Origin of the sequence: Thauera sp. (genome assembly GCF_047601425.1) — a bacterium.
Classification (GTDB): Bacteria; Pseudomonadota; Gammaproteobacteria; order Burkholderiales; family Rhodocyclaceae; genus Thauera.
Window position 1 is genome coordinate 2,459,375 of record NZ_JASGJL010000001.1, and the last position, 16,999, is coordinate 2,476,373.

Sequence of the window (16,999 nt, forward strand, 5' to 3'; positions counted from 1 at the left end):
TCAATTCCTCACTTGCCCGGCGTCTCAACCGAGCTTTTCAAGCCCGGCCGGCGGCCAGTTTTCCAGTTTCATGCCAAGGGTCAGGCCGCGGGAGGCCAACACTTCCTTGATTTCGTTCAGCGACTTGCGGCCCAGGTTCGGGGTCTTCAGCAGTTCGGTTTCGGTCCGCTGGATCAGGTCGCCGATGTAGTAGATGTTCTCTGCCTTCAGGCAATTGGCCGAACGCACGGTCAACTCGAGATCATCGACCGGGCGCAGCAGCACCGGATCGATGGTCATCTGCTTCTCGATCGGCGCCGACACCGGCGTGCCTTCGAGCTCGGCGAACACCGACAGCTGATCCATCAGCACGCGCGCGGCGTAACGGATGGCCTGCTCGGGATCGACCGCGCCATTGGTCTCGATATCGACCACCAGACGATCCAGGTCGGTGCGCTGCTCGACGCGGGCGCTCTCGACCAGGTAGCTGACGCGGCGCACCGGCCCGAACGAAGCGTCCAGCACGATACGGCCGATCGTCTTGCTCTCGGCATTGACCGGACGAACGTTGCCCGGCACGTAACCCCGGCCTTCCTCGACCTTGATCTGCATGTCGATCTTGCCGCCAGGCGCGATGTGGGCAATGACGTGATCGGGGTTGATGATCTCGACGTCGTGACCGACCTCGATATCACCTGCCCGCACGACACCTTCACCCGACTTCGTCAGGCGAAGCATGGCTTCGCTGCGGTTGTGCAGCTTGAACACGACGCCCTTCAGATTGAGCAGAAGGTCGACCATGTCCTCGCGCACGCCGTCGAGCGTGGAGTACTCATGGAGCACACCTTCGATCGACACTTCGGTCGCTGCATGACCAGGCAGCGACGACAGGAGGATGCGCCGCAGCGCATTCCCCAGCGTATGGCCGAAACCACGCTCGAACGGCTCCATCGTCACGCGCGCCTGGACCGGCGAGCTGCTCTGGACGTCGATGATGCGCGGTTTCAGCAGTGCATTGCTTTGCATCAGCATTCCCTCGGAACTAGAAGAGGATCAGCCTCCCGATCAACGGGAGTACAGTTCCACCACCAGGCCTTCATTGATCGTGGGCGGCAGTTCGGCACGCACCGGATAAGCCTTGAAGATGCCCTTGCCAGCCTTGGCATCCACTTCCAGCCATTCCGGGAAACCACGCGACGCGGCGGCTTCCAGCGCAGCCTTGACACGGAGGTGGGCGCGAGCACGCTCGCTCACTTCAACCACGTCACCCGGACGCACGACATACGACGGGATATTGACGCGCTTGCCATTCACCAGCACGCCATTGTGGCGAACGACCTGGCGAGCTTCGGCACGCGAACCACCGAAGCCCATGCGATAGGCGACGGAATCCAGACGGCCTTCGAGCAACTGCAGCAGGTTCTCACCGGTCTGGCCGCGACGGCGATCCGCCTCGGCATACACCTTGCGGAACTGGCGCTCGAGCACGCCGTACAGGCGGCGGATCTTCTGCTTTTCACGCAGTTGCACACCATATCCCGACAGGCGCTGGCCAGAGCGCTGACCGTGCTGGCCAGGAGCGTAGGCGCGGCGCTCGATGGCGCACTTGTCGGTAAAACACTTTTCAGCCTTCAGAAACAGCTTTTCGCCTTCGCGACGGCACTGACGGCACTTGGGATCGAGATTACGAGCCACTTATCAACTCCTTGTCAGATGCGGCGCTTTTTCGGCGGACGGCAGCCGTTGTGCGGGATGGGGGTGATGTCCGTGATGCTGGAAATCTTGATCCCCAGAGCGTTCAGCGCACGCACCGACGACTCGCGACCCGGACCGGGGCCCTTGATGCGGACTTCCAGGTTCTTGATGCCGCACTCCTGCGCCACCTTGCCGGCAGCCTCGGCAGCCACCTGGGCTGCGAACGGCGTGCTCTTGCGCGAGCCCTTGAAGCCGGCGCCGCCGGAGGTCGCCCACGACAGCGCATTGCCCTGACGGTCGGTGATGGTGATGATCGTATTGTTGAAGCTCGCGTGAATGTGGGCGATACCTTCGGCCACATTCTTCTTGATCTTCTTACGAACCTTCGTTCCAGTCTTAGCCATTATCGGTTCCTATTACTTCTTGCCGGCGATCGCCTTGCGGGGACCTTTGCGGGTACGCGCATTCGTACGGGTGCGCTGACCCCGCAGCGGCAGGCCGCGACGATGGCGGACGCCGCGATAGCAGCCCAGGTCCATCAGTCGCTTGATGTTCATCGTCACTTCGCGGCGCAGATCGCCTTCGACGACGAATTTGCCTACTTCGTCACGCAGCTTTTCCATGTCCGACTCGGTCAGATCCTTGATCTTGGTCGAGCGCACGATGCCTGCGGCGTCGCAAATTTTCTGAGCACGCGTACGGCCGATCCCAAAGATTGCGGTCAACGCGATCTCGGCGTGCTTGTGATTGGGAATGTTTACCCCAGCAATACGGGCCATCCGTCTACCCCAAAACGCTAAACATTAAATTTTAATAGCTAGAGTTGACTTAATCAACCCTGGCGCTGCTTATGCCGCGGATCGGTGCAGATGACGCGCACGACACCCTTGCGGCGGATGATCTTGCAGTTGCGGCAAAGCCGCTTGACTGACGCCTGAACTCGCATGTTCTTGCTCCTGTTTCTCTATTCTCACTTGGTCCGGAAGACGATCCGGCCCTTGGTCAGGTCATAAGGGGTGAGCTGCACCGTCACCTTGTCGCCAGGAAGGATGCGGATATAGTGCATCCGCATTTTTCCGGAGATGTGGCCGAGAACCATGTGACCATTCTCGAGCCTGACACGAAACGTTGCATTGGGCAGGTTTTCCGTGACCTCGCCCTGCATCTCGATGACATCTTCCTTCGCCATGTTACCTGGTCGGGAAACCCGCCCCTTTGAAGTTCGCCTTCTTCAGCAGACTCTCGTACTGGTGCGACATCACCGCCGCCTGAACCTGCGCCATGAAATCCATCGTGACGACCACGATGATCAGCAGCGAAGTGCCACCAAAGTAGAACGGAACATTCCACTTCAGGATCAGGAACTCGGGCAGCAGGCAGACCAGGGTGATATACACCGCGCCAGCCAGTGTCAGCCGCATGAGAATCTTGTCGATATAACGCGCGGTCTGGTCGCCCGGCCGGATGCCCGGAACGAATGCACCGCTCTTCTTCAGGTTGTCTGCCGTCTCCCGCGCATTGAATACCAGCGCGGTATAGAAGAAGCAGAAGAACACGATCGCCAGCGCATACAGCATCACGTAGATCGGCTGGCCGGGAGACAGCGTGGAGGCGATGTCACGCAGCCAGTACATCCCTTCCGACGAACCGAACCACTGCCCCAGCGTTGCCGGGAACAGGATGATGCTCGAGGCGAAGATCGGCGGAATGACCCCCGCCATGTTCAGCTTCAACGGCAGATGGGAGCTTTGCCCGCCGTAGATCTTGTTGCCGACCTGACGCTTGGCATAGTTCACCAGGATCTTGCGCTGCCCGCGCTCGACGAACACCACGAAACCCGTCACCAGCGCCACCAGCACGCAGATGAACAGCGCCGTGAAGGGGTGCATCGAACCCGTGCGCACCAGCTCGAACAGACCGCCGATCGCACTCGGGAGACCCGCAACGATACCGGCGAAGATGATGATCGAGATGCCGTTGCCGATGCCTCGTTCGGTGATCTGCTCACCCAGCCACATCAGGAACATCGTCCCGGTGACGAGCGTGGCGACAGTGACGAAACGGAACATCAGACCAGGATCGAGCACCAACCCCGGCTGGCCTTCGAGCGCGATCGCCATGCCCAGCGACTGGGCGAAAGCGAGAACGAGTGTGCCGTAGCGGGTGTACTGCGTGATCTTCCTGCGTCCGGCTTCGCCTTCCTTCTTCAGCGCCTCGAGACTCGGCACCGCCACGGTCATCAACTGCATGATGATCGAGGCCGAAATGTAGGGCATGATGCCCAGGGCGAAGATGGTGAAGCGCGACAGCGCCCCGCCAGAGAACAGGTTGAAGACCCCGAGGATGCCGCCGGCCTGAGACTGGAACAGCTCGGCCAGTTGATCCGGATCGATACCGGGGACCGGAATGTGGGCGCCCAAGCGATAGACGATCAGCGCGCCCAGCAGGAACAGCAGGCGACGCTTGAGGTCGCCGAACCGTCCCGGATTCCCCAGCGTGGCGGAAGGATTGGCCACAGCTCGTCCCTTTTTATTACTCAGCCGACACCGAGCCGCCGGCAGCTTCGATCGCTGCCTTGGCACCCTTGGTCGCACCGACGCCGCGCAGCACGACCTTGCGGTCGATCGCGCCGGACAGCACCACCTTGGCCGACAGCGCGTCGCCCGGCACCACGCCAGCCTGCTTCAGCGTCAACAGATCGATTTCCTCGACCGGCACGGCCGCCAGTTCGGACAGGCGCACTTCGACGTTGCGGGCGCGCGTCAGCGACACGAAGCCGCGCTTCGGCAGACGACGCTGCAGGGGCATCTGACCGCCCTCGAAACCCGTCTTGTGGAAACCGCCTGCACGCGACTTCTGGCCCTTGTGGCCGCGGCCGCAGGTCTTGCCCAGGCCGCTGCCGATGCCACGACCGACGCGCTTGGCGGCCGACTTGGAGCCGGCACCCGGCTTGATGTTATTCAGGCGCATATCAACCCTCACGCTTGAGCAGGTAGGACACCTTGTTGATCATGCCGCGCACTTCGGGCGTATCCGCCAGCTCGACCGTGTGGTTGAGACGGCGCAGGCCCAGACCGCGCACGGTGGCGCGGTGCGACTGCTTGGTGCCGATCACGCTCTTGACGAGCGTCACCTTGATTTTCTTGTCCGACATCGCTTACCCCAGGATCTCTTCGACGGACTTGCCGCGCTTCGCAGCAATTTCCGCCGGGGTGTTGATCGCCATCAGGCCGTTGATGGTGGCACGCACGACGTTGTAAGGATTGGCCGAGCCAATGCACTTGCAGATCACGTCGGTGACACCCATCACTTCGAACACGGCGCGCATCGGGCCGCCGGCGATGATGCCAGTACCGGCCGGCGCGGGTTGCATCAGCACCGAGGCGGCGCCATGCTTGCCGATCACGGTGTGCTGCAGGGTGCCATTCTTCAGCGAGACCTTGCGCATCTTGCGACGCGCTTCGTCCATCGCCTTCTGCACCGCCACCGGCACTTCACGCGACTTGCCCTTGCCCATGCCGATCGCACCATCGCCATCACCGACCACGGTCAGCGCGGCAAAACCGAGAATCCGGCCGCCCTTGACGACCTTGGTCACGCGATTGATCGCGACCATCTTCTCCCGCAGGCCGTCATCGCGCTCGTCGGAGGCTTGCGCACGTTTGGTTTGCTGCTTAGCCATTCGATTCCTCGCTTAGAACTTGAGGCCGCCTTCGCGGGCAGCCTCGGCCAGCGCCTTGACGCGGCCGTGATACAGGAAGCCCGAGCGGTCGAACGCGACCTGCTCGATGCCGGCAGCCTTCGCACGCTCGGCGATCAGCTTGCCGACGAGTTCCGCGGCAGCCTTGTTGCCGCCGTTCGGCGCCTGGGCGCGGACGTCGGCCTCGACCGTCGACGCTGCGGCGAGCACCTTGGAACCGCAGCCCGAGATGATCTGGGCGTAGATGTGGCAGTTGGACCGGAACACCGCGAGGCGAACCGCCTTGAGCTCCGCGAGTTTGGCGCGAGTTTTGCGCGCACGGCGAAGACGAGTTTCTTTCTTGTTCATGACGAACCGCCTTACTTCTTCTTGGTTTCCTTGAGAACCACCACTTCATCCGCATAGCGGACGCCCTTGCCCTTGTAGGGTTCGGGAGCGCGGTAAGCTCTCACCTCGGCCGCAACCTGGCCAACCTTCTGCTTGTCGCTGCCCTTGATCAGGATCTCGGTCTGCGAAGGCGTTTCGACCTTCACGCCTTCCGGCATCTGGTGCACCACCGGATGCGAGAAACCGAGCGACAGATTCAGCTTGTCGCCTTGGGCCTGGGCACGATAACCGACGCCGACCAGGGTCAGCTTGCGCTCGAAACCCTTGGTCACGCCGGTAACCATGTTGTTCACCAGCGCACGCACGGTACCCGACATCGCGCGCGAGTTCTCGGCACCTTCACGCGCCTTGCACACCAGCGAATCACCTTCGCGTTCGACGCTGACCTGGCCGGTCAGAGGTTGGCGCAGCGTGCCCAGGGGGCCTTTGACGGCGATTTCGGCATCGGAGATCACAACCTCGACACCACTCGGAATCACCACCGGATTCTTAGCTACACGAGACATTGCATCTCCCCTTAAGCGACCAGGCAGATGACTTCGCCGCCGACGCGGTTGGCCCGCGCGCTACGGTCGGTCATCACGCCACGCGGCGTGGACACGATCGCGACACCGAGACCGTTCATCACGCGCGGCAGCTCGTCGCTACCCTTGTAGATACGGAGACCGGGGCGGCTGACGCGCTCGATGCGCTCGATCACCGGACGGCCTGCGTAGTACTTCAGCGTCACGTCCAGGATCGGCTTGCCGGTTTCGTCATTGACGGCGAAGCCGTCGATATAACCTTCGTCCTGCAGCACTTTCGCGATCGCGACCTTCAGCTTCGACGACGGCATCGACACCGATGCCTTCTGAGCCTGCTGGCCATTGCGGATACGCGTCAGCATGTCGGCGATGGGATCGGACATACTCATCTTCGAATTCTCCTTACCAGCTCGCCTTGGTCATGCCAGGCACTTCGCCGCGGAAAGCGATCTCGCGCAGCTTGTTGCGGCACAGACCGAACTTGCGGAACACACCGCGCGGACGACCGGTCAGCGCGCAACGATTGCGCTGACGCGTCGGGTTGGCGTTGCGCGGCAACTGCTGCAGCGCAAGGCGGGCCGCCATGCGTTCTTCTTCGGACAGCTTGGTGTCCTGGACCTGCGCAACCAGCGCAGCACGCTTGGCGGCAAACTTGGCCACCAGCTTGGCACGCTTGGCTTCGCGATTGATCAGAGCGAGTTTCGCCATATCACCCTCAATTCTTGAACGGGAACTTGAACGCACCCAGAAGCGCACGCGCCTCTTCGTCCGTCTTCGCCGTCGTCGTGATGCTGATGTTCATCCCGCGCAGAGCATCGATCTTGTCGTACTCGATTTCCGGGAAAATGATCTGTTCCTTGACGCCGAGGTTGTAGTTGCCACGGCCATCGAAGCCCTTGGCACCAATACCGCGGAAGTCACGAACGCGCGGCAGCGCGATCGTCACCAGGCGATCGAGGAATTCGAACATGCGAGGGCCGCGCAGCGTAACCATGCAGCCGATCGGGTAGCCATCGCGGATCTTGAAGCCGGCGATCGACTTGCGCGCCTTGGTGGCAACCGGCTTCTGACCGGCGATCTTGGTCATGTCGCCGATGGCGTGTTCCAGAATCTTCTTGTCGCCGACAGCTTCACCGACACCCATGTTCAGGGTGATCTTGGTGATGCGCGGCACTTCCATCACGGACTTGTAGCCGAACTGCTTCTGCAGCGCCGGCGCGACTTCGTCCTTGTAAACCTGTTGCAAGCGAGCCATCGTCACTCCTTAGGCGTTCACCAGCTCGCCGTTCGACTTGAAGAAGCGGACCTTCTGGCCGTCTTCAAGCGTCTTGATCCCGACGCGATCACCCTTCTGGGTGGCGGGATTGAACAGCGCGACGTTCGAAACATGGATGGGCATTTCCTTCTCGACGATGCCACCCACTTCACCCTTCAGCGGATTCGGGCGCACGTGCTTCTTGACCCGATTCACACCTTCGACCACGACGCGCTCGTCATCGACGCGGCGCAGCACGGTGCCACGACGGCCGCGATCCTTGCCCGTCAGCACCACCACTTCGTCACCCTTGCGGATCTTGTTCATCTAGCGACTCCTCAGAGCACTTCAGGCGCCAGCGAGACGATCTTCATGAACCGCTCGGAGCGCAGCTCGCGCGTCACCGGCCCGAAGATACGGGTGCCGATCGGCTCGAGTTTGTTGTTCAGGAGGACGGCCGCGTTGTTGTCGAACTTGACCAGCGAGCCGTCAGGACGACGAACACCCTTGGCAGTGCGAACCACCACGGCGTTATAGACGTCACCCTTCTTCACACGGCCACGCGGTGCGGCATCCTTGACGGTCACTTTGATGATGTCGCCAACGCCGGCGTAGCGGCGCTTCGAACCACCCAGAACCTTGATGCACATCACCGAGCGTGCGCCGGTGTTGTCGGCCACGTCCAGTCTGGACTGCATTTGAATCATGAAAATATCTCCAACTTATCCCGCATTCGCGGACAGTCTTGGAACCCGTCAGGGTAGGATGCCCCGAGCGAGCCCCGGAGCAAAGAGGCAAAAGTATAACAGCTTGGCGCCAAAGCGCCAAGCTGTTTTTTCGTTTGCTACTTACTCACCACTCAGATGACACGTGCCTTCTCGAGCACCTTGGCGACACGCCAGGTCTTGGTGCGCGAGATCGGGCGGCATTCCTCGATTTCGACCAGATCACCGGCAGCGGCCGCGCCGTCCTCGACGTGCGCGTGGTACTTGGCCGAACGCGTGATGATCTTGCCGTACAGCGGATGCTTAACCCGGCTTTCGACCAGGACCGTGACGGTCTTCTGCATCTTGTCGCTCACCACACGCCCAACCAGCGCGCGACGAACCTTTTGAACCTGTTCGCTCATTGCTGACCCGCCTTTTCGCGCAGGATGGTACGGACGCGCGCGATGTCGCGACGAACCTTCCCGATCTGACTCGTGTTACCCAACTGCTGCGTCGCGTGCTGCATGCGCAGCGAGAACTGCGCCTTCAGCAGCTCGACCAGCTCCGTGTTCAACTCATCAGCGCTCTTGGCGCGGAGTTCAGTCGCCTTCATGCTCAAGCTCCCACCATGCGAGTCACAAAGACCGTCTCGATCGGAAGCTTGGCGGCTGCGAGCCGGAATGCTTCACGGGCGAGCGCTTCGTCCACGCCGTCCATCTCATACAGCACCTTGCCGGGCTGGATTTCTGCAACCCAGTACTCCGGGTTGCCCTTGCCGTTACCCATACGCACTTCGGCGGGCTTACGCGAAATCGGCTTGTCCGGGAAGATGCGGATCCAGATGCGACCACCCCGCTTGATGTGGCGGGTCATCGCACGACGCGCAGATTCGATCTGGCGCGCAGTCAGGCGACCGCGACCGACCGCCTTCAGGCCGAACTCGCCGAAGGACACCTTCGCACCACGGGTAGCGATACCGGTGTTGCGGCCCTTCTGCTCCTTGCGATATTTCCTTCTAGTCGGCTGCAGCATCATTCACCCCTGCTTTCTTCTTGCCGGCCTTCGCCACGACGGGCGGGACGGCGACCCGGACGGCCTTCGCCATCACGCGGAGCGCCACGGCGGCCACGGCGGTTGTCGGCTTCAGGCTCGGCCGCGACCGGCTGTTCGTTGCGGCCCAGCATCTCGCCCTTGAACACCCAGACCTTGATACCGATGATGCCGTAGGTCGTCTTGGCTTCCGAAACACCATAGTCGATGTTGGCACGCAGGGTGTGCAGCGGCACACGGCCTTCGCGATACCACTCGGTACGGGCGATTTCGGCACCGTTCAGACGGCCCGCGCTCATGATCTTGATACCTTGCGCACCGAGGCGCATGGCGTTCTGCATCGCGCGCTTCATCGCACGGCGGAACATGATGCGCTTTTCGAGCTGCTGCGCAATCGAATCGGCGATCAGCTTGGCATCGATTTCAGGCTTGCGCACTTCCTCGATGTTGACGTGGACCGGCACGCCGACGATCTTCTGCAGATCACGCTTCAGCGCTTCGATGTCCTCGCCCTTCTTGCCGATCACGACACCCGGGCGCGCGCTGTACAGCGTCACACGGGCGTTCTTGGCCGGACGTTCGATGACAACGCGGCCGACCGAGGCATGCGCCAGGCGCTTCTTCAGGTACTCGCGCACCTTCAGGTCTTCGTGCAGCATACCGGCGTAGTCACGGCTGGAAGCAAACCAGCGCGAACCCCAGTCACGCGTGACGGCGAGACGGAAGCCAGTGGGATTGATTTTCTGACCCATGTTTACTCCTTACTCGCCGACGGTCACGTAAACGTGGCAGGTGGGCTTGAGGATGCGGTTGCCGCGACCCTTCGCACGCGCGGTGAAGCGCTTCAGCGTCATGCCTTCTTCCACGTGAATGGTCTTGACCTTCAGCGCATCGATATCGGCGCCATCGTTGTGCTCGGCGTTGGCAATGGCGGACTCGACCACCTTGCGGATGATCTTGGCGCCACGCTTCGGCGAGAATGCCAGGATGTTCAGCGCCTGCTCGACGGACTTGCCGCGAACCAGGTCGGCGACCAGGCGACCCTTCTGGGCCGACAGCCGAACGCCACGGAGAATTGCTTTGGTTTCCATGTCGTCCCTCTTAGCGCTTGGCCTTCTTGCTGGCGGCGTGACCCTTGAAGGTACGCGTCAGCGCGAACTCACCCAGCTTGTGGCCGACCATGTTTTCGGTCACGAACACCGGGATATGCTGCTTGCCGTTATGTACGGCAATCGTCAGACCGATGAAATCGGGCAGAACCGTGGAACGGCGCGACCAGGTCTTGATCGGGCGCTTGTCGTTGCTCGTCCGTGCCGCGTCGACCTTCTTCAGGAGGTGCGCGTCGATGAACGGGCCTTTTTTGATAGAACGTGCCATCTTTTACCCCTTAACGCTTGTGACGACGCTGCACGATCATGTTGTCGGTGCGCTTGTTGCTGCGGGTGCGATAACCCTTGGCAGGCGTACCCCACGGGCTGACCGGTTCGCGAGCCTCGCCGGTGCGGCCTTCACCACCACCGTGCGGGTGATCGACCGGGTTCATCGCCACGCCGCGGACGGTCGGGCGGATGCCGCGCCAGCGGTTGGCACCGGCCTTGCCGATCTTGCGCAGACCGTGTTCGCCGTTACCCACCTCACCGATCGTCGCACGGCACTCGACGTGCACGCGGCGGATTTCACCGGAACGCAGACGCAGCTGGGCATAGCTGCCCTCGCGCGCCAGCAGCTGCACCGAAGTACCGGCTGCGCGCGCAATCTGGGCGCCCTTGCCCGGCATCATTTCGATGCAGTGGATCGTCGAACCGACCGGAATGTTGCGGATCGGCAACGCATTGCCCGGCTTGATCGGCGCTTCGACACCGCTCAGCAGTTGCTGACCCACTTCGACGCCACGCGGCGCGATGATGTAGCGGCGCTCGCCATCGGCGTAGCACAGCAGCGCGATGTTCGCCGAACGGTTCGGGTCGTACTCGATACGTTCGACCTTGGCCGGGATGCCGTCCTTGTTGCGACGGAAATCGACGATGCGATAGTGCTGCTTGTGGCCACCGCCCTGGTGGCGGATGGTGATGCGGCCGTTGTTGTTGCGACCGGCGTTCTTGCTCTGCTTCTCGACGAGGCCGGCGAACGGACGACCCTTGTGCAGATCAGGATTGACCACCTTGACCTGGGCACGGCGACCCGCCGAAGTCGGCTTGAGTTTTATGATTGCCATGATCTATTACTCCCCGGCCGCGAAGTTGATTTCCTGGCCAGGCTTCAGGCAGACGAAAGCCTTCTTCCAGTCCTTGCGGCGACCCATGGTCTTGCCGAAGCGCTTGGCCTTGCCCTTGACGTTCAGCACCTGAACGGACTTGACCTCGACCTTGAACAGCGACTCGACAGCCGCCTTCACTTCGGGCTTGGTGGCGTCGGCTGCAACCTTGAACACCACTTGCTCATTCTTGTCGGCGACGAAAGTCGCCTTTTCGGAGATCTGCGGGGCGAGCAGCACCTGCAGCAGACGTTCCTGACTGATCGCGCTCATTGCCACGCTTCCTCCATCTTCGCCAGCGCACCCTTGGTGACCAGCACCTTCGGGAAACGCACCAGCGACACCGGATCCGCTTCGCTGACCGACAGCACCAGCACCTGGTGCAGGTTGCGCGAAGACAGGAACAGGTTCTCGTCGATTTCGTCGGTGATGACCAGGACGGAGTCCAGGCCCATGCCCTTCAGCTTCTGCGACAGCAGACGGGTCTTCGGCGCCTCGACGCTGAAGCTATCGACCACCGCCAGACGATCTTCACGCGCCAGCTGCGACAGGATCGCCGCCACACCCGCGCGATACATCTTGCGGTTGACCTTCTGGCTGAAGTTTTCGTCCGGCGTGTTCGGGAAGACCTTGCCGCCTCCGCGCCACAGCGGGCTCGAAGCCATACCGGCGCGGGCATTGCCCGTACCTTTCTGACGGAAGGGCTTGCGGGTCGACTTGGCGATCTCGGAGCGGCCCTTCTGCTTACGATTGCCCGAACGCGCATTGGCCAGATAGGCCGTTACGACCTGGTGCACCAGCGCTTCGTTGTAATCACGGCCAAACAGCACGTCCGACGCTTCCAGCGTCGACGCGGCCTGACCCTGATCATTCAAGAGTTTCAGTTCCATTCCGCGCTCCTCAAGCCTTGACCGCCGGGCAGACGACGACGTCGCCACCCTTCGAACCGGGCACAGCACCCTTCACCAGCAGCAGCTGGCGCTCGGCGTCGACACGAACGATCTCCAGACCCTGGGTCGTGCGCTGGACGTTGCCGTACTGACCGGCCATGCGCTTGCCCGGGAACACGCGCCCCGGATCCTGCGCCATACCGATCGAACCGGGCGAGCGGTGCGAAATGGAGTTACCGTGGGAAGCACGGTTGGACGAGAAGTTGTGACGCTTGATCGGGCCCTGGAAGCCCTTGCCGATCGTCACGCCGGTCACGTCGACCTTCTGCCCGACCTGAAACAGGTCGGCGCTGATCACGTCGCCGGCATTGAAGCCTGCGAGCTGGTCTTCCGCAACGCGGAATTCCTTCATGCCGCGGCAGGGCTCGACGCCCGCCTTGGCGAGGTGGCCTGCCACCGGCTTGGTGATCCGGCTGGCGCGACGCTTGCCATAAGCGACCTGAACCGCGGCATAGCCGTCGGTTTCAGAGGTCTTGATCTGGGACACACGATTGTCCGACACGTCAAGCACCGTCACCGGGATGGACCTGCCATCCTCGGCGAAGATGCGAGTCATGCCGACCTTGCGTCCAACAAGGCCTAGACTCATATTTTTCTCCTGAATCCCGGTTGCGATTGACCGGGGGTCACAATTAATGCGCCAAAAGGCACAAAGGCCGGATTATACCGGCCTGTTCCAAACTTTCGCAAGCAGGGATTGCTTACTGCAGCTTGATCTCGACGTCCACACCTGCCGGAAGGTCCAGCTTCATCAGCGCATCGACCGTCTTGTCGGTCGGGTCGATGATGTCCATCAGGCGCTGGTGCGTACGGATTTCCATCTGGTCGCGCGAAGCCTTGTTGACGTGCGGCGAACGCAGCAGGTCGAAACGCTCGATGCGGGTCGGCAGCGGCACGGGACCACGGACGACGGCGCCGGTACGCTTGGCGGTATCGACGATCTCGAGCGCCGACTGGTCGATCAGGCGATAGTCGAAGGCCTTCAGACGGATGCGGATTTTCTGGTTCTGCATGGTATTTCCTAAAGAGCGAAAAGAGCATGGGGCGAAACCATGTGGCTCCGCCCCTGACGGGTATTACTCGATGACCTTGGCGACCACACCGGCGCCGACGGTACGGCCGCCTTCGCGGATCGCGAAGCGCAGACCTTCTTCCATCGCGATCGGCGCGATCAGCTTCACCGTGATCGACACGTTGTCGCCCGGCATCACCATCTCGGTGCCTTCCGGCAGCTCGATCGAACCGGTCACGTCCGTCGTACGGAAGTAGAACTGCGGACGATAGTTGTTGAAGAACGGCGTGTGACGACCGCCCTCTTCCTTCGACAGCACATACACTTCACCGGTGAAGTGGGTGTGCGGGGTGATCGAACCCGGCTTGGCCAGCACCTGGCCGCGCTCGACGTCTTCACGCTTGGTGCCGCGCAGCAGCACGCCCACGTTGTCGCCCGCCTGGCCCTGGTCCAGCAGCTTGCGGAACATTTCAACGCCGGTGCAGGTGGTCTTGACCGTCGGCTTGATGCCGACGATTTCGATTTCCTCGCCAACCTTGACGATGCCGCGCTCGACACGGCCGGTCACCACGGTGCCGCGACCCGAGATCGAGAACACGTCTTCGATCGGCAGCAGGAAGGGCTTGTCGATCGCGCGTTCCGGCGTCGGGATGTAGCTATCCAGCGCGTCGGCCAGGCGGAAGATCGCCGGTTCGCCGATGTCCGACTGGTCGCCTTCGAGCGCCTTCAGCGCCGAACCCTTGATGATCGGGATGTCGTCGCCCGGGAAGTCGTACTTCGACAGCAGCTCGCGCACTTCCATCTCGACCAGCTCGAGCAGCTCTTCGTCGTCGACCATGTCGCACTTGTTCAGGAACACGACGATGTAGGGCACGCCCACCTGGCGGGCCAGCAGGATGTGCTCGCGGGTCTGCGGCATCGGGCCGTCGGCGGCCGAGCACACCAGGATCGCGCCGTCCATCTGGGCAGCGCCGGTAATCATGTTCTTGACGTAGTCGGCGTGGCCCGGGCAGTCGACGTGGGCGTAGTGGCGCGAACCGGTTTCGTATTCAACGTGCGCGGTATTGATCGTGATGCCGCGTGCCTTTTCTTCCGGCGCGCTGTCGATCGATGCATAGTCCTTCGCTTCGCCGCCGAACTTCTTCGTCAGCACCGTCGTGATCGCGGCCGTCAGCGTCGTCTTGCCGTGGTCAACGTGACCAATCGTGCCAACGTTGACGTGCGGCTTGGTACGTTCGAACTTACCCTTTGCCATGTCTGTGAGTCCTCTGGTTTGTCGTTACTGTGAATCTGAAAATTACTTGCGGCTGCTGATGACGGCTTCGGCAACACTCTTCGGAGCTTCGGCGTAGTGCTTGAACTCCATCGAGTAGGTCGCGCGACCCTGGGTCAGCGAGCGCAGCTGGGTAGCGTAGCCGAACATTTCGGCCAGCGGCACCTCGGCCTTGATTTCCTTCATGCCGCCCGGGATGTCGTCCATGCCCTGGACGATGCCACGGCGGCCCGACAGGTCGCCCATGACGTTGCCCATGTAGTCTTCCGGCGTTTCGACCACGACCGCCATCATCGGCTCGAGCAGCACCGGGCTGGCGCGGCGCATGGCTTCCTTGAAGGCCATCGAACCGGCCATCTTGAACGCGTTTTCGTTCGAGTCCACATCGTGGTAGGAGCCGAAGTGCAGCGTGACCTTGACATCGACCACCGGGAAGCCGGCGAGGATACCGTTATTGAGGGTTTCCTGGATGCCCTTGTCGACCGCCGGGATGTACTCGCGCGGCACCACACCGCCCTTGACCGCATCGACGAACTCGTAGCCCTTGCCCTGCTCGGCCGGCTCGAGGTTGATGACGACGTGGCCGTACTGGCCACGGCCGCCGGACTGCTTGACGAACTTGCCTTCGACGTCGTTGGCGGCCTTGCGGATGGTTTCGCGATAGGCGACCTGCGGCGCGCCGACGTTGGCTTCGACGTTGAACTCGCGCTTCATGCGGTCGACGATGATCTCGAGGTGCAGCTCACCCATGCCCGAGATGATGGTCTGACCCGACTCTTCGTCGGTACGCACGCGGAAGGACGGATCCTCGGCAGCCAGGCGGCCCAGCGCCAGACCCATCTTCTCCTGGTCACCCTTGGTCTTCGGCTCGACGGCGACGTGGATCACCGGGTCCGGGAAGACCATGCGCTCGAGGATCACCGGCGCGCTCGGATCGCACAGCGTCTCACCGGTGGTGACGTCCTTCAGACCCACCACGGCGGCGATGTCGCCCGCCAGAACTTCCTTGATTTCCTCGCGGTCGTTGGCGTGCATCTGCAGCAGGCGGCCGATGCGCTCCTTCTTGTTCTTGACCGAGTTCAGCACGGTCGAGCCCGATTCCAGCACACCCGAATAGACGCGGATGAAGGTCAGCTGGCCGACGAAGGGGTCGGTCATCAGCTTGAAGGCCAGCGCCGAGAACTTCTCATTGTCCTTGGCATAGCGCACGACTTCCTTCTCGTCGTCATCGACACCTGCGACCGGCGGAATATCGACCGGCGACGGCAGGTACTGGATCACGGCGTCGAGCATGCGCTGCACGCCCTTGTTCTTGAACGCGGTGCCGCACAGCATCGGCTGGATCTCGCAGGCCAGGGTACGGGCGCGCAGACCGGCGATGACCTCTTCCTCGGAAAGCTCGCCGTCCTCGAGGTACTTGTTCATCAGTTCTTCGGAAGCCTCGGCGGCCGCCTCGACCATGTTGGCGCGCCATTCTTCGGCCACGCCGACGATGTCGGCCGGGATGTCGCCGTACTCGAACTTCATGCCCTGGGAGGCCTCGTCCCAGATGATCGCCTTCATCTTCAGCAGGTCGACGACACCCTTGAAGGTATCTTCCGCACCGATCGGCACGACGACCGGCACCGGGTTCGCCTTCAGGCGGGTCTTCATCTGGTCGACGACCTTGAAGAAGTTGGCGCCCGAGCGGTCCATCTTGTTCACGAAGGCCAGACGCGGCACCTTGTACTTGGTTGCCTGGCGCCACACGGTTTCCGACTGGGGCTGAACACCACCCACAGCGCAGTAGACCATGCAGGCACCATCCAGCACGCGCATCGAGCGCTCGACTTCGATGGTGAAGTCGACGTGTCCCGGGGTGTCGATGATGTTGAAGCGGTGCTCGGGATAGGACTGGTCCATACCCTTCCAGAAGCAGGTCACGGCCGCTGAGGTGATCGTGATGCCGCGCTCCTGTTCCTGTGCCATCCAGTCGGTGGTCGCAGCGCCGTCATGCACCTCGCCGAGCTTGTGGCTCACGCCGGTGTAGAAGAGGATACGCTCGGTCGTAGTCGTCTTGCCGGCGTCGATGTGAGCGGAGATACCGATATTGCGGTAGCGCTCGATGGGAGTCTTGCGAGCCACGTTTTACCTGCCTTCTGTTATGCGCGCACTGGTCGCGATCAACGAATTTCTTGCGTTAGAAAACAATCGAGCCCTGTACAGGGCCCGAG

The 16,999-nt window shown here is 61.9% G+C and carries 30 protein-coding genes; all 30 read right to left on the minus strand.

From position 1 onward, the window contains the following. Positions 1–24: 24 nt before the first annotated feature. The 30 genes from QM748_RS11960 to fusA all read right to left on the minus strand — a co-directional run bounded on the left by QM748_RS11960 (position 25) and on the right by fusA (position 16,910). Complete coding sequence (locus QM748_RS11960) at positions 25–1,011, minus strand: DNA-directed RNA polymerase subunit alpha (protein ID WP_415247184.1); 987 nt, start codon at positions 1,009–1,011, stop codon at positions 25–27. A 33-nt stretch (positions 1,012–1,044) separates the two neighbouring features. Beyond that, positions 1,045–1,674 carry a 30S ribosomal protein S4 gene (rpsD, locus tag QM748_RS11965; RefSeq protein WP_415247185.1) on the minus strand — a complete coding sequence of 210 codons (630 nt, stop codon included), beginning with the start codon at positions 1,672–1,674 and terminating at the stop codon, positions 1,045–1,047. 14 nt (positions 1,675–1,688) lie between these two features. Further along, the gene (gene rpsK, locus QM748_RS11970; RefSeq protein ID WP_068638411.1) at positions 1,689–2,078 is read right to left on the minus strand and encodes a 30S ribosomal protein S11; all 390 of its coding nucleotides are present in this window, start codon (positions 2,076–2,078) and stop codon (positions 1,689–1,691) included. A 12-nt stretch (positions 2,079–2,090) separates the two neighbouring features. Continuing rightward, positions 2,091–2,453, minus strand: coding sequence for a 30S ribosomal protein S13 (gene rpsM, locus QM748_RS11975; protein ID WP_415247186.1), 363 nt, complete (start codon positions 2,451–2,453; stop codon positions 2,091–2,093). A 53-nt stretch (positions 2,454–2,506) separates the two neighbouring features. Continuing rightward, complete coding sequence (rpmJ, locus tag QM748_RS11980) at positions 2,507–2,620, minus strand: 50S ribosomal protein L36 (protein WP_004258276.1); 114 nt, start codon at positions 2,618–2,620, stop codon at positions 2,507–2,509. 24 nt (positions 2,621–2,644) lie between these two features. After that, positions 2,645–2,863: a translation initiation factor IF-1 gene (infA, locus tag QM748_RS11985; protein WP_002931617.1), complete on the minus strand. Its 219-nt coding sequence runs from the start codon at positions 2,861–2,863 to the stop codon at positions 2,645–2,647. A 1-nt stretch (position 2,864) separates the two neighbouring features. Then, positions 2,865–4,190 carry a preprotein translocase subunit SecY gene (gene secY, locus QM748_RS11990; protein ID WP_415247187.1) on the minus strand — a complete coding sequence of 442 codons (1,326 nt, stop codon included), beginning with the start codon at positions 4,188–4,190 and terminating at the stop codon, positions 2,865–2,867. Between the two features lie 16 nt (positions 4,191–4,206). Then, the gene (gene rplO / locus QM748_RS11995) at positions 4,207–4,644 is read right to left on the minus strand and encodes a 50S ribosomal protein L15 (RefSeq protein WP_068638408.1); all 438 of its coding nucleotides are present in this window, start codon (positions 4,642–4,644) and stop codon (positions 4,207–4,209) included. Between the two features lies 1 nt (position 4,645). Further along, complete coding sequence (gene rpmD / locus QM748_RS12000) at positions 4,646–4,828, minus strand: 50S ribosomal protein L30 (protein WP_004332362.1); 183 nt, start codon at positions 4,826–4,828, stop codon at positions 4,646–4,648. Between the two features lie 3 nt (positions 4,829–4,831). Further along, complete coding sequence (gene rpsE / locus QM748_RS12005) at positions 4,832–5,356, minus strand: 30S ribosomal protein S5 (RefSeq protein WP_415247188.1); 525 nt, start codon at positions 5,354–5,356, stop codon at positions 4,832–4,834. A gap of 12 nt (positions 5,357–5,368) precedes the next feature. After that, the gene (gene rplR, locus QM748_RS12010; RefSeq protein ID WP_415247189.1) at positions 5,369–5,722 is read right to left on the minus strand and encodes a 50S ribosomal protein L18; all 354 of its coding nucleotides are present in this window, start codon (positions 5,720–5,722) and stop codon (positions 5,369–5,371) included. 11 nt (positions 5,723–5,733) lie between these two features. Further along, positions 5,734–6,267 (minus strand): 50S ribosomal protein L6, encoded by a 534-nt coding sequence (gene rplF, locus QM748_RS12015; RefSeq protein WP_415247190.1) that lies wholly within the window; start codon positions 6,265–6,267, stop codon positions 5,734–5,736. 11 nt (positions 6,268–6,278) lie between these two features. Then, on the minus strand, positions 6,279–6,674 hold the full coding sequence (gene rpsH, locus QM748_RS12020) for a 30S ribosomal protein S8 (RefSeq protein WP_415247191.1): 396 nt from the start codon (positions 6,672–6,674) through the stop codon (positions 6,279–6,281). Between the two features lie 13 nt (positions 6,675–6,687). Beyond that, a complete protein-coding gene (rpsN, locus tag QM748_RS12025; RefSeq protein ID WP_341643566.1) occupies positions 6,688–6,993 on the minus strand; it encodes a 30S ribosomal protein S14 in 306 nt (101 codons plus the stop codon). Positions 6,994–7,000: 7 nt separating this feature from the next. Further along, the gene (rplE, locus tag QM748_RS12030) at positions 7,001–7,540 is read right to left on the minus strand and encodes a 50S ribosomal protein L5 (RefSeq protein WP_004258233.1); all 540 of its coding nucleotides are present in this window, start codon (positions 7,538–7,540) and stop codon (positions 7,001–7,003) included. Between the two features lie 9 nt (positions 7,541–7,549). After that, entirely contained in the window at positions 7,550–7,867 is a 318-nt protein-coding gene (gene rplX / locus QM748_RS12035) for a 50S ribosomal protein L24 (RefSeq protein ID WP_263460823.1), read from the minus strand. Between the two features lie 11 nt (positions 7,868–7,878). Beyond that, positions 7,879–8,247, minus strand: coding sequence for a 50S ribosomal protein L14 (gene rplN / locus QM748_RS12040; protein ID WP_004332368.1), 369 nt, complete (start codon positions 8,245–8,247; stop codon positions 7,879–7,881). 152 nt (positions 8,248–8,399) lie between these two features. Next, the gene (gene rpsQ, locus QM748_RS12045; RefSeq protein ID WP_068638399.1) at positions 8,400–8,669 is read right to left on the minus strand and encodes a 30S ribosomal protein S17; all 270 of its coding nucleotides are present in this window, start codon (positions 8,667–8,669) and stop codon (positions 8,400–8,402) included. After that, positions 8,666–8,860, minus strand: coding sequence for a 50S ribosomal protein L29 (gene rpmC / locus QM748_RS12050; RefSeq protein ID WP_415247192.1), 195 nt, complete (start codon positions 8,858–8,860; stop codon positions 8,666–8,668). The genes rpsQ and rpmC overlap by 4 nt, the downstream gene beginning before the upstream one ends. Positions 8,861–8,862: 2 nt before the next feature. Beyond that, positions 8,863–9,279, minus strand: a complete 417-nt coding sequence (gene rplP / locus QM748_RS12055; RefSeq protein ID WP_068638402.1) for a 50S ribosomal protein L16 — start codon at positions 9,277–9,279, stop codon at positions 8,863–8,865. Beyond that, positions 9,279–10,049, minus strand: a complete 771-nt coding sequence (rpsC, locus tag QM748_RS12060) for a 30S ribosomal protein S3 (protein ID WP_415247193.1) — start codon at positions 10,047–10,049, stop codon at positions 9,279–9,281. The genes rplP and rpsC overlap by 1 nt, the downstream gene beginning before the upstream one ends. A 9-nt stretch (positions 10,050–10,058) precedes the next feature. Then, the gene (gene rplV, locus QM748_RS12065; protein ID WP_263460822.1) at positions 10,059–10,388 is read right to left on the minus strand and encodes a 50S ribosomal protein L22; all 330 of its coding nucleotides are present in this window, start codon (positions 10,386–10,388) and stop codon (positions 10,059–10,061) included. 10 nt (positions 10,389–10,398) lie between these two features. Further along, positions 10,399–10,674: a 30S ribosomal protein S19 gene (gene rpsS, locus QM748_RS12070; RefSeq protein ID WP_002931587.1), complete on the minus strand. Its 276-nt coding sequence runs from the start codon at positions 10,672–10,674 to the stop codon at positions 10,399–10,401. 10 nt (positions 10,675–10,684) lie between these two features. After that, positions 10,685–11,512: a 50S ribosomal protein L2 gene (rplB, locus tag QM748_RS12075; protein ID WP_415247194.1), complete on the minus strand. Its 828-nt coding sequence runs from the start codon at positions 11,510–11,512 to the stop codon at positions 10,685–10,687. Between the two features lie 6 nt (positions 11,513–11,518). Further along, positions 11,519–11,815 (minus strand): 50S ribosomal protein L23, encoded by a 297-nt coding sequence (gene rplW, locus QM748_RS12080; protein ID WP_304650851.1) that lies wholly within the window; start codon positions 11,813–11,815, stop codon positions 11,519–11,521. Positions 11,816–11,820: 5 nt separating this feature from the next. Further along, positions 11,821–12,441, minus strand: a complete 621-nt coding sequence (gene rplD, locus QM748_RS12085; RefSeq protein ID WP_415247195.1) for a 50S ribosomal protein L4 — start codon at positions 12,439–12,441, stop codon at positions 11,821–11,823. 10 nt (positions 12,442–12,451) lie between these two features. Beyond that, complete coding sequence (rplC, locus tag QM748_RS12090; protein ID WP_263460818.1) at positions 12,452–13,090, minus strand: 50S ribosomal protein L3; 639 nt, start codon at positions 13,088–13,090, stop codon at positions 12,452–12,454. Positions 13,091–13,202: 112 nt separating this feature from the next. Continuing rightward, complete coding sequence (gene rpsJ / locus QM748_RS12095; protein ID WP_002931577.1) at positions 13,203–13,514, minus strand: 30S ribosomal protein S10; 312 nt, start codon at positions 13,512–13,514, stop codon at positions 13,203–13,205. A 63-nt stretch (positions 13,515–13,577) separates the two neighbouring features. Continuing rightward, positions 13,578–14,768 carry an elongation factor Tu gene (gene tuf, locus QM748_RS12100; RefSeq protein WP_415247196.1) on the minus strand — a complete coding sequence of 397 codons (1,191 nt, stop codon included), beginning with the start codon at positions 14,766–14,768 and terminating at the stop codon, positions 13,578–13,580. Between the two features lie 42 nt (positions 14,769–14,810). Further along, positions 14,811–16,910 carry an elongation factor G gene (gene fusA / locus QM748_RS12105; protein WP_415247197.1) on the minus strand — a complete coding sequence of 700 codons (2,100 nt, stop codon included), beginning with the start codon at positions 16,908–16,910 and terminating at the stop codon, positions 14,811–14,813. Between the last annotated feature and the right edge of the window lie 89 nt (positions 16,911–16,999).

Coding starts and splice junctions, on each gene's coding strand:
- rplX (WP_263460823.1), bottom strand. CDS start 7,867: ATGAACAAGATCCGCAAGGGTGACGAAGTGGTGGTGCTGACGGGCAAG.
- rplN (WP_004332368.1), bottom strand. CDS start 8,247: ATGATTCAAATGCAGTCCAGACTGGACGTGGCCGACAACACCGGCGCA.
- rpsS (WP_002931587.1), bottom strand. CDS start 10,674: ATGGCACGTTCTATCAAAAAAGGCCCGTTCATCGACGCGCACCTCCTG.
- rplD (WP_415247195.1), bottom strand. CDS start 12,441: ATGGAACTGAAACTCTTGAATGATCAGGGTCAGGCCGCGTCGACGCTG.
- rpsH (WP_415247191.1), bottom strand. CDS start 6,674: ATGAGTATGTCCGATCCCATCGCCGACATGCTGACGCGTATCCGCAAT.
- rpsN (WP_341643566.1), bottom strand. CDS start 6,993: ATGGCGAAACTCGCTCTGATCAATCGCGAAGCCAAGCGTGCCAAGCTG.
- rpsQ (WP_068638399.1), bottom strand. CDS start 8,669: ATGAGCGAACAGGTTCAAAAGGTTCGTCGCGCGCTGGTTGGGCGTGTG.
- rpsK (WP_068638411.1), bottom strand. CDS start 2,078: ATGGCTAAGACTGGAACGAAGGTTCGTAAGAAGATCAAGAAGAATGTG.
- rpsJ (WP_002931577.1), bottom strand. CDS start 13,514: ATGCAGAACCAGAAAATCCGCATCCGTCTGAAGGCCTTCGACTATCGC.
- rplF (WP_415247190.1), bottom strand. CDS start 6,267: ATGTCTCGTGTAGCTAAGAATCCGGTGGTGATTCCGAGTGGTGTCGAG.
- rpsE (WP_415247188.1), bottom strand. CDS start 5,356: ATGGCTAAGCAGCAAACCAAACGTGCGCAAGCCTCCGACGAGCGCGAT.
- rpsM (WP_415247186.1), bottom strand. CDS start 2,453: ATGGCCCGTATTGCTGGGGTAAACATTCCCAATCACAAGCACGCCGAG.
- infA (WP_002931617.1), bottom strand. CDS start 2,863: ATGGCGAAGGAAGATGTCATCGAGATGCAGGGCGAGGTCACGGAAAAC.
- rplO (WP_068638408.1), bottom strand. CDS start 4,644: ATGCGCCTGAATAACATCAAGCCGGGTGCCGGCTCCAAGTCGGCCGCC.
- rpsC (WP_415247193.1), bottom strand. CDS start 10,049: ATGGGTCAGAAAATCAATCCCACTGGCTTCCGTCTCGCCGTCACGCGT.
- rpmD (WP_004332362.1), bottom strand. CDS start 4,828: ATGTCGGACAAGAAAATCAAGGTGACGCTCGTCAAGAGCGTGATCGGC.
- rplR (WP_415247189.1), bottom strand. CDS start 5,722: ATGAACAAGAAAGAAACTCGTCTTCGCCGTGCGCGCAAAACTCGCGCC.
- rplE (WP_004258233.1), bottom strand. CDS start 7,540: ATGGCTCGCTTGCAACAGGTTTACAAGGACGAAGTCGCGCCGGCGCTG.
- rpmC (WP_415247192.1), bottom strand. CDS start 8,860: ATGAAGGCGACTGAACTCCGCGCCAAGAGCGCTGATGAGTTGAACACG.
- rpmJ (WP_004258276.1), bottom strand. CDS start 2,620: ATGCGAGTTCAGGCGTCAGTCAAGCGGCTTTGCCGCAACTGCAAGATC.
- rplC (WP_263460818.1), bottom strand. CDS start 13,090: ATGAGTCTAGGCCTTGTTGGACGCAAGGTCGGCATGACTCGCATCTTC.
- QM748_RS11960 (WP_415247184.1), bottom strand. CDS start 1,011: ATGCTGATGCAAAGCAATGCACTGCTGAAACCGCGCATCATCGACGTC.
- rplV (WP_263460822.1), bottom strand. CDS start 10,388: ATGGAAACCAAAGCAATTCTCCGTGGCGTTCGGCTGTCGGCCCAGAAG.
- rplB (WP_415247194.1), bottom strand. CDS start 11,512: ATGGCAATCATAAAACTCAAGCCGACTTCGGCGGGTCGCCGTGCCCAG.
- tuf (WP_415247196.1), bottom strand. CDS start 14,768: ATGGCAAAGGGTAAGTTCGAACGTACCAAGCCGCACGTCAACGTTGGC.
- rplP (WP_068638402.1), bottom strand. CDS start 9,279: ATGCTGCAGCCGACTAGAAGGAAATATCGCAAGGAGCAGAAGGGCCGC.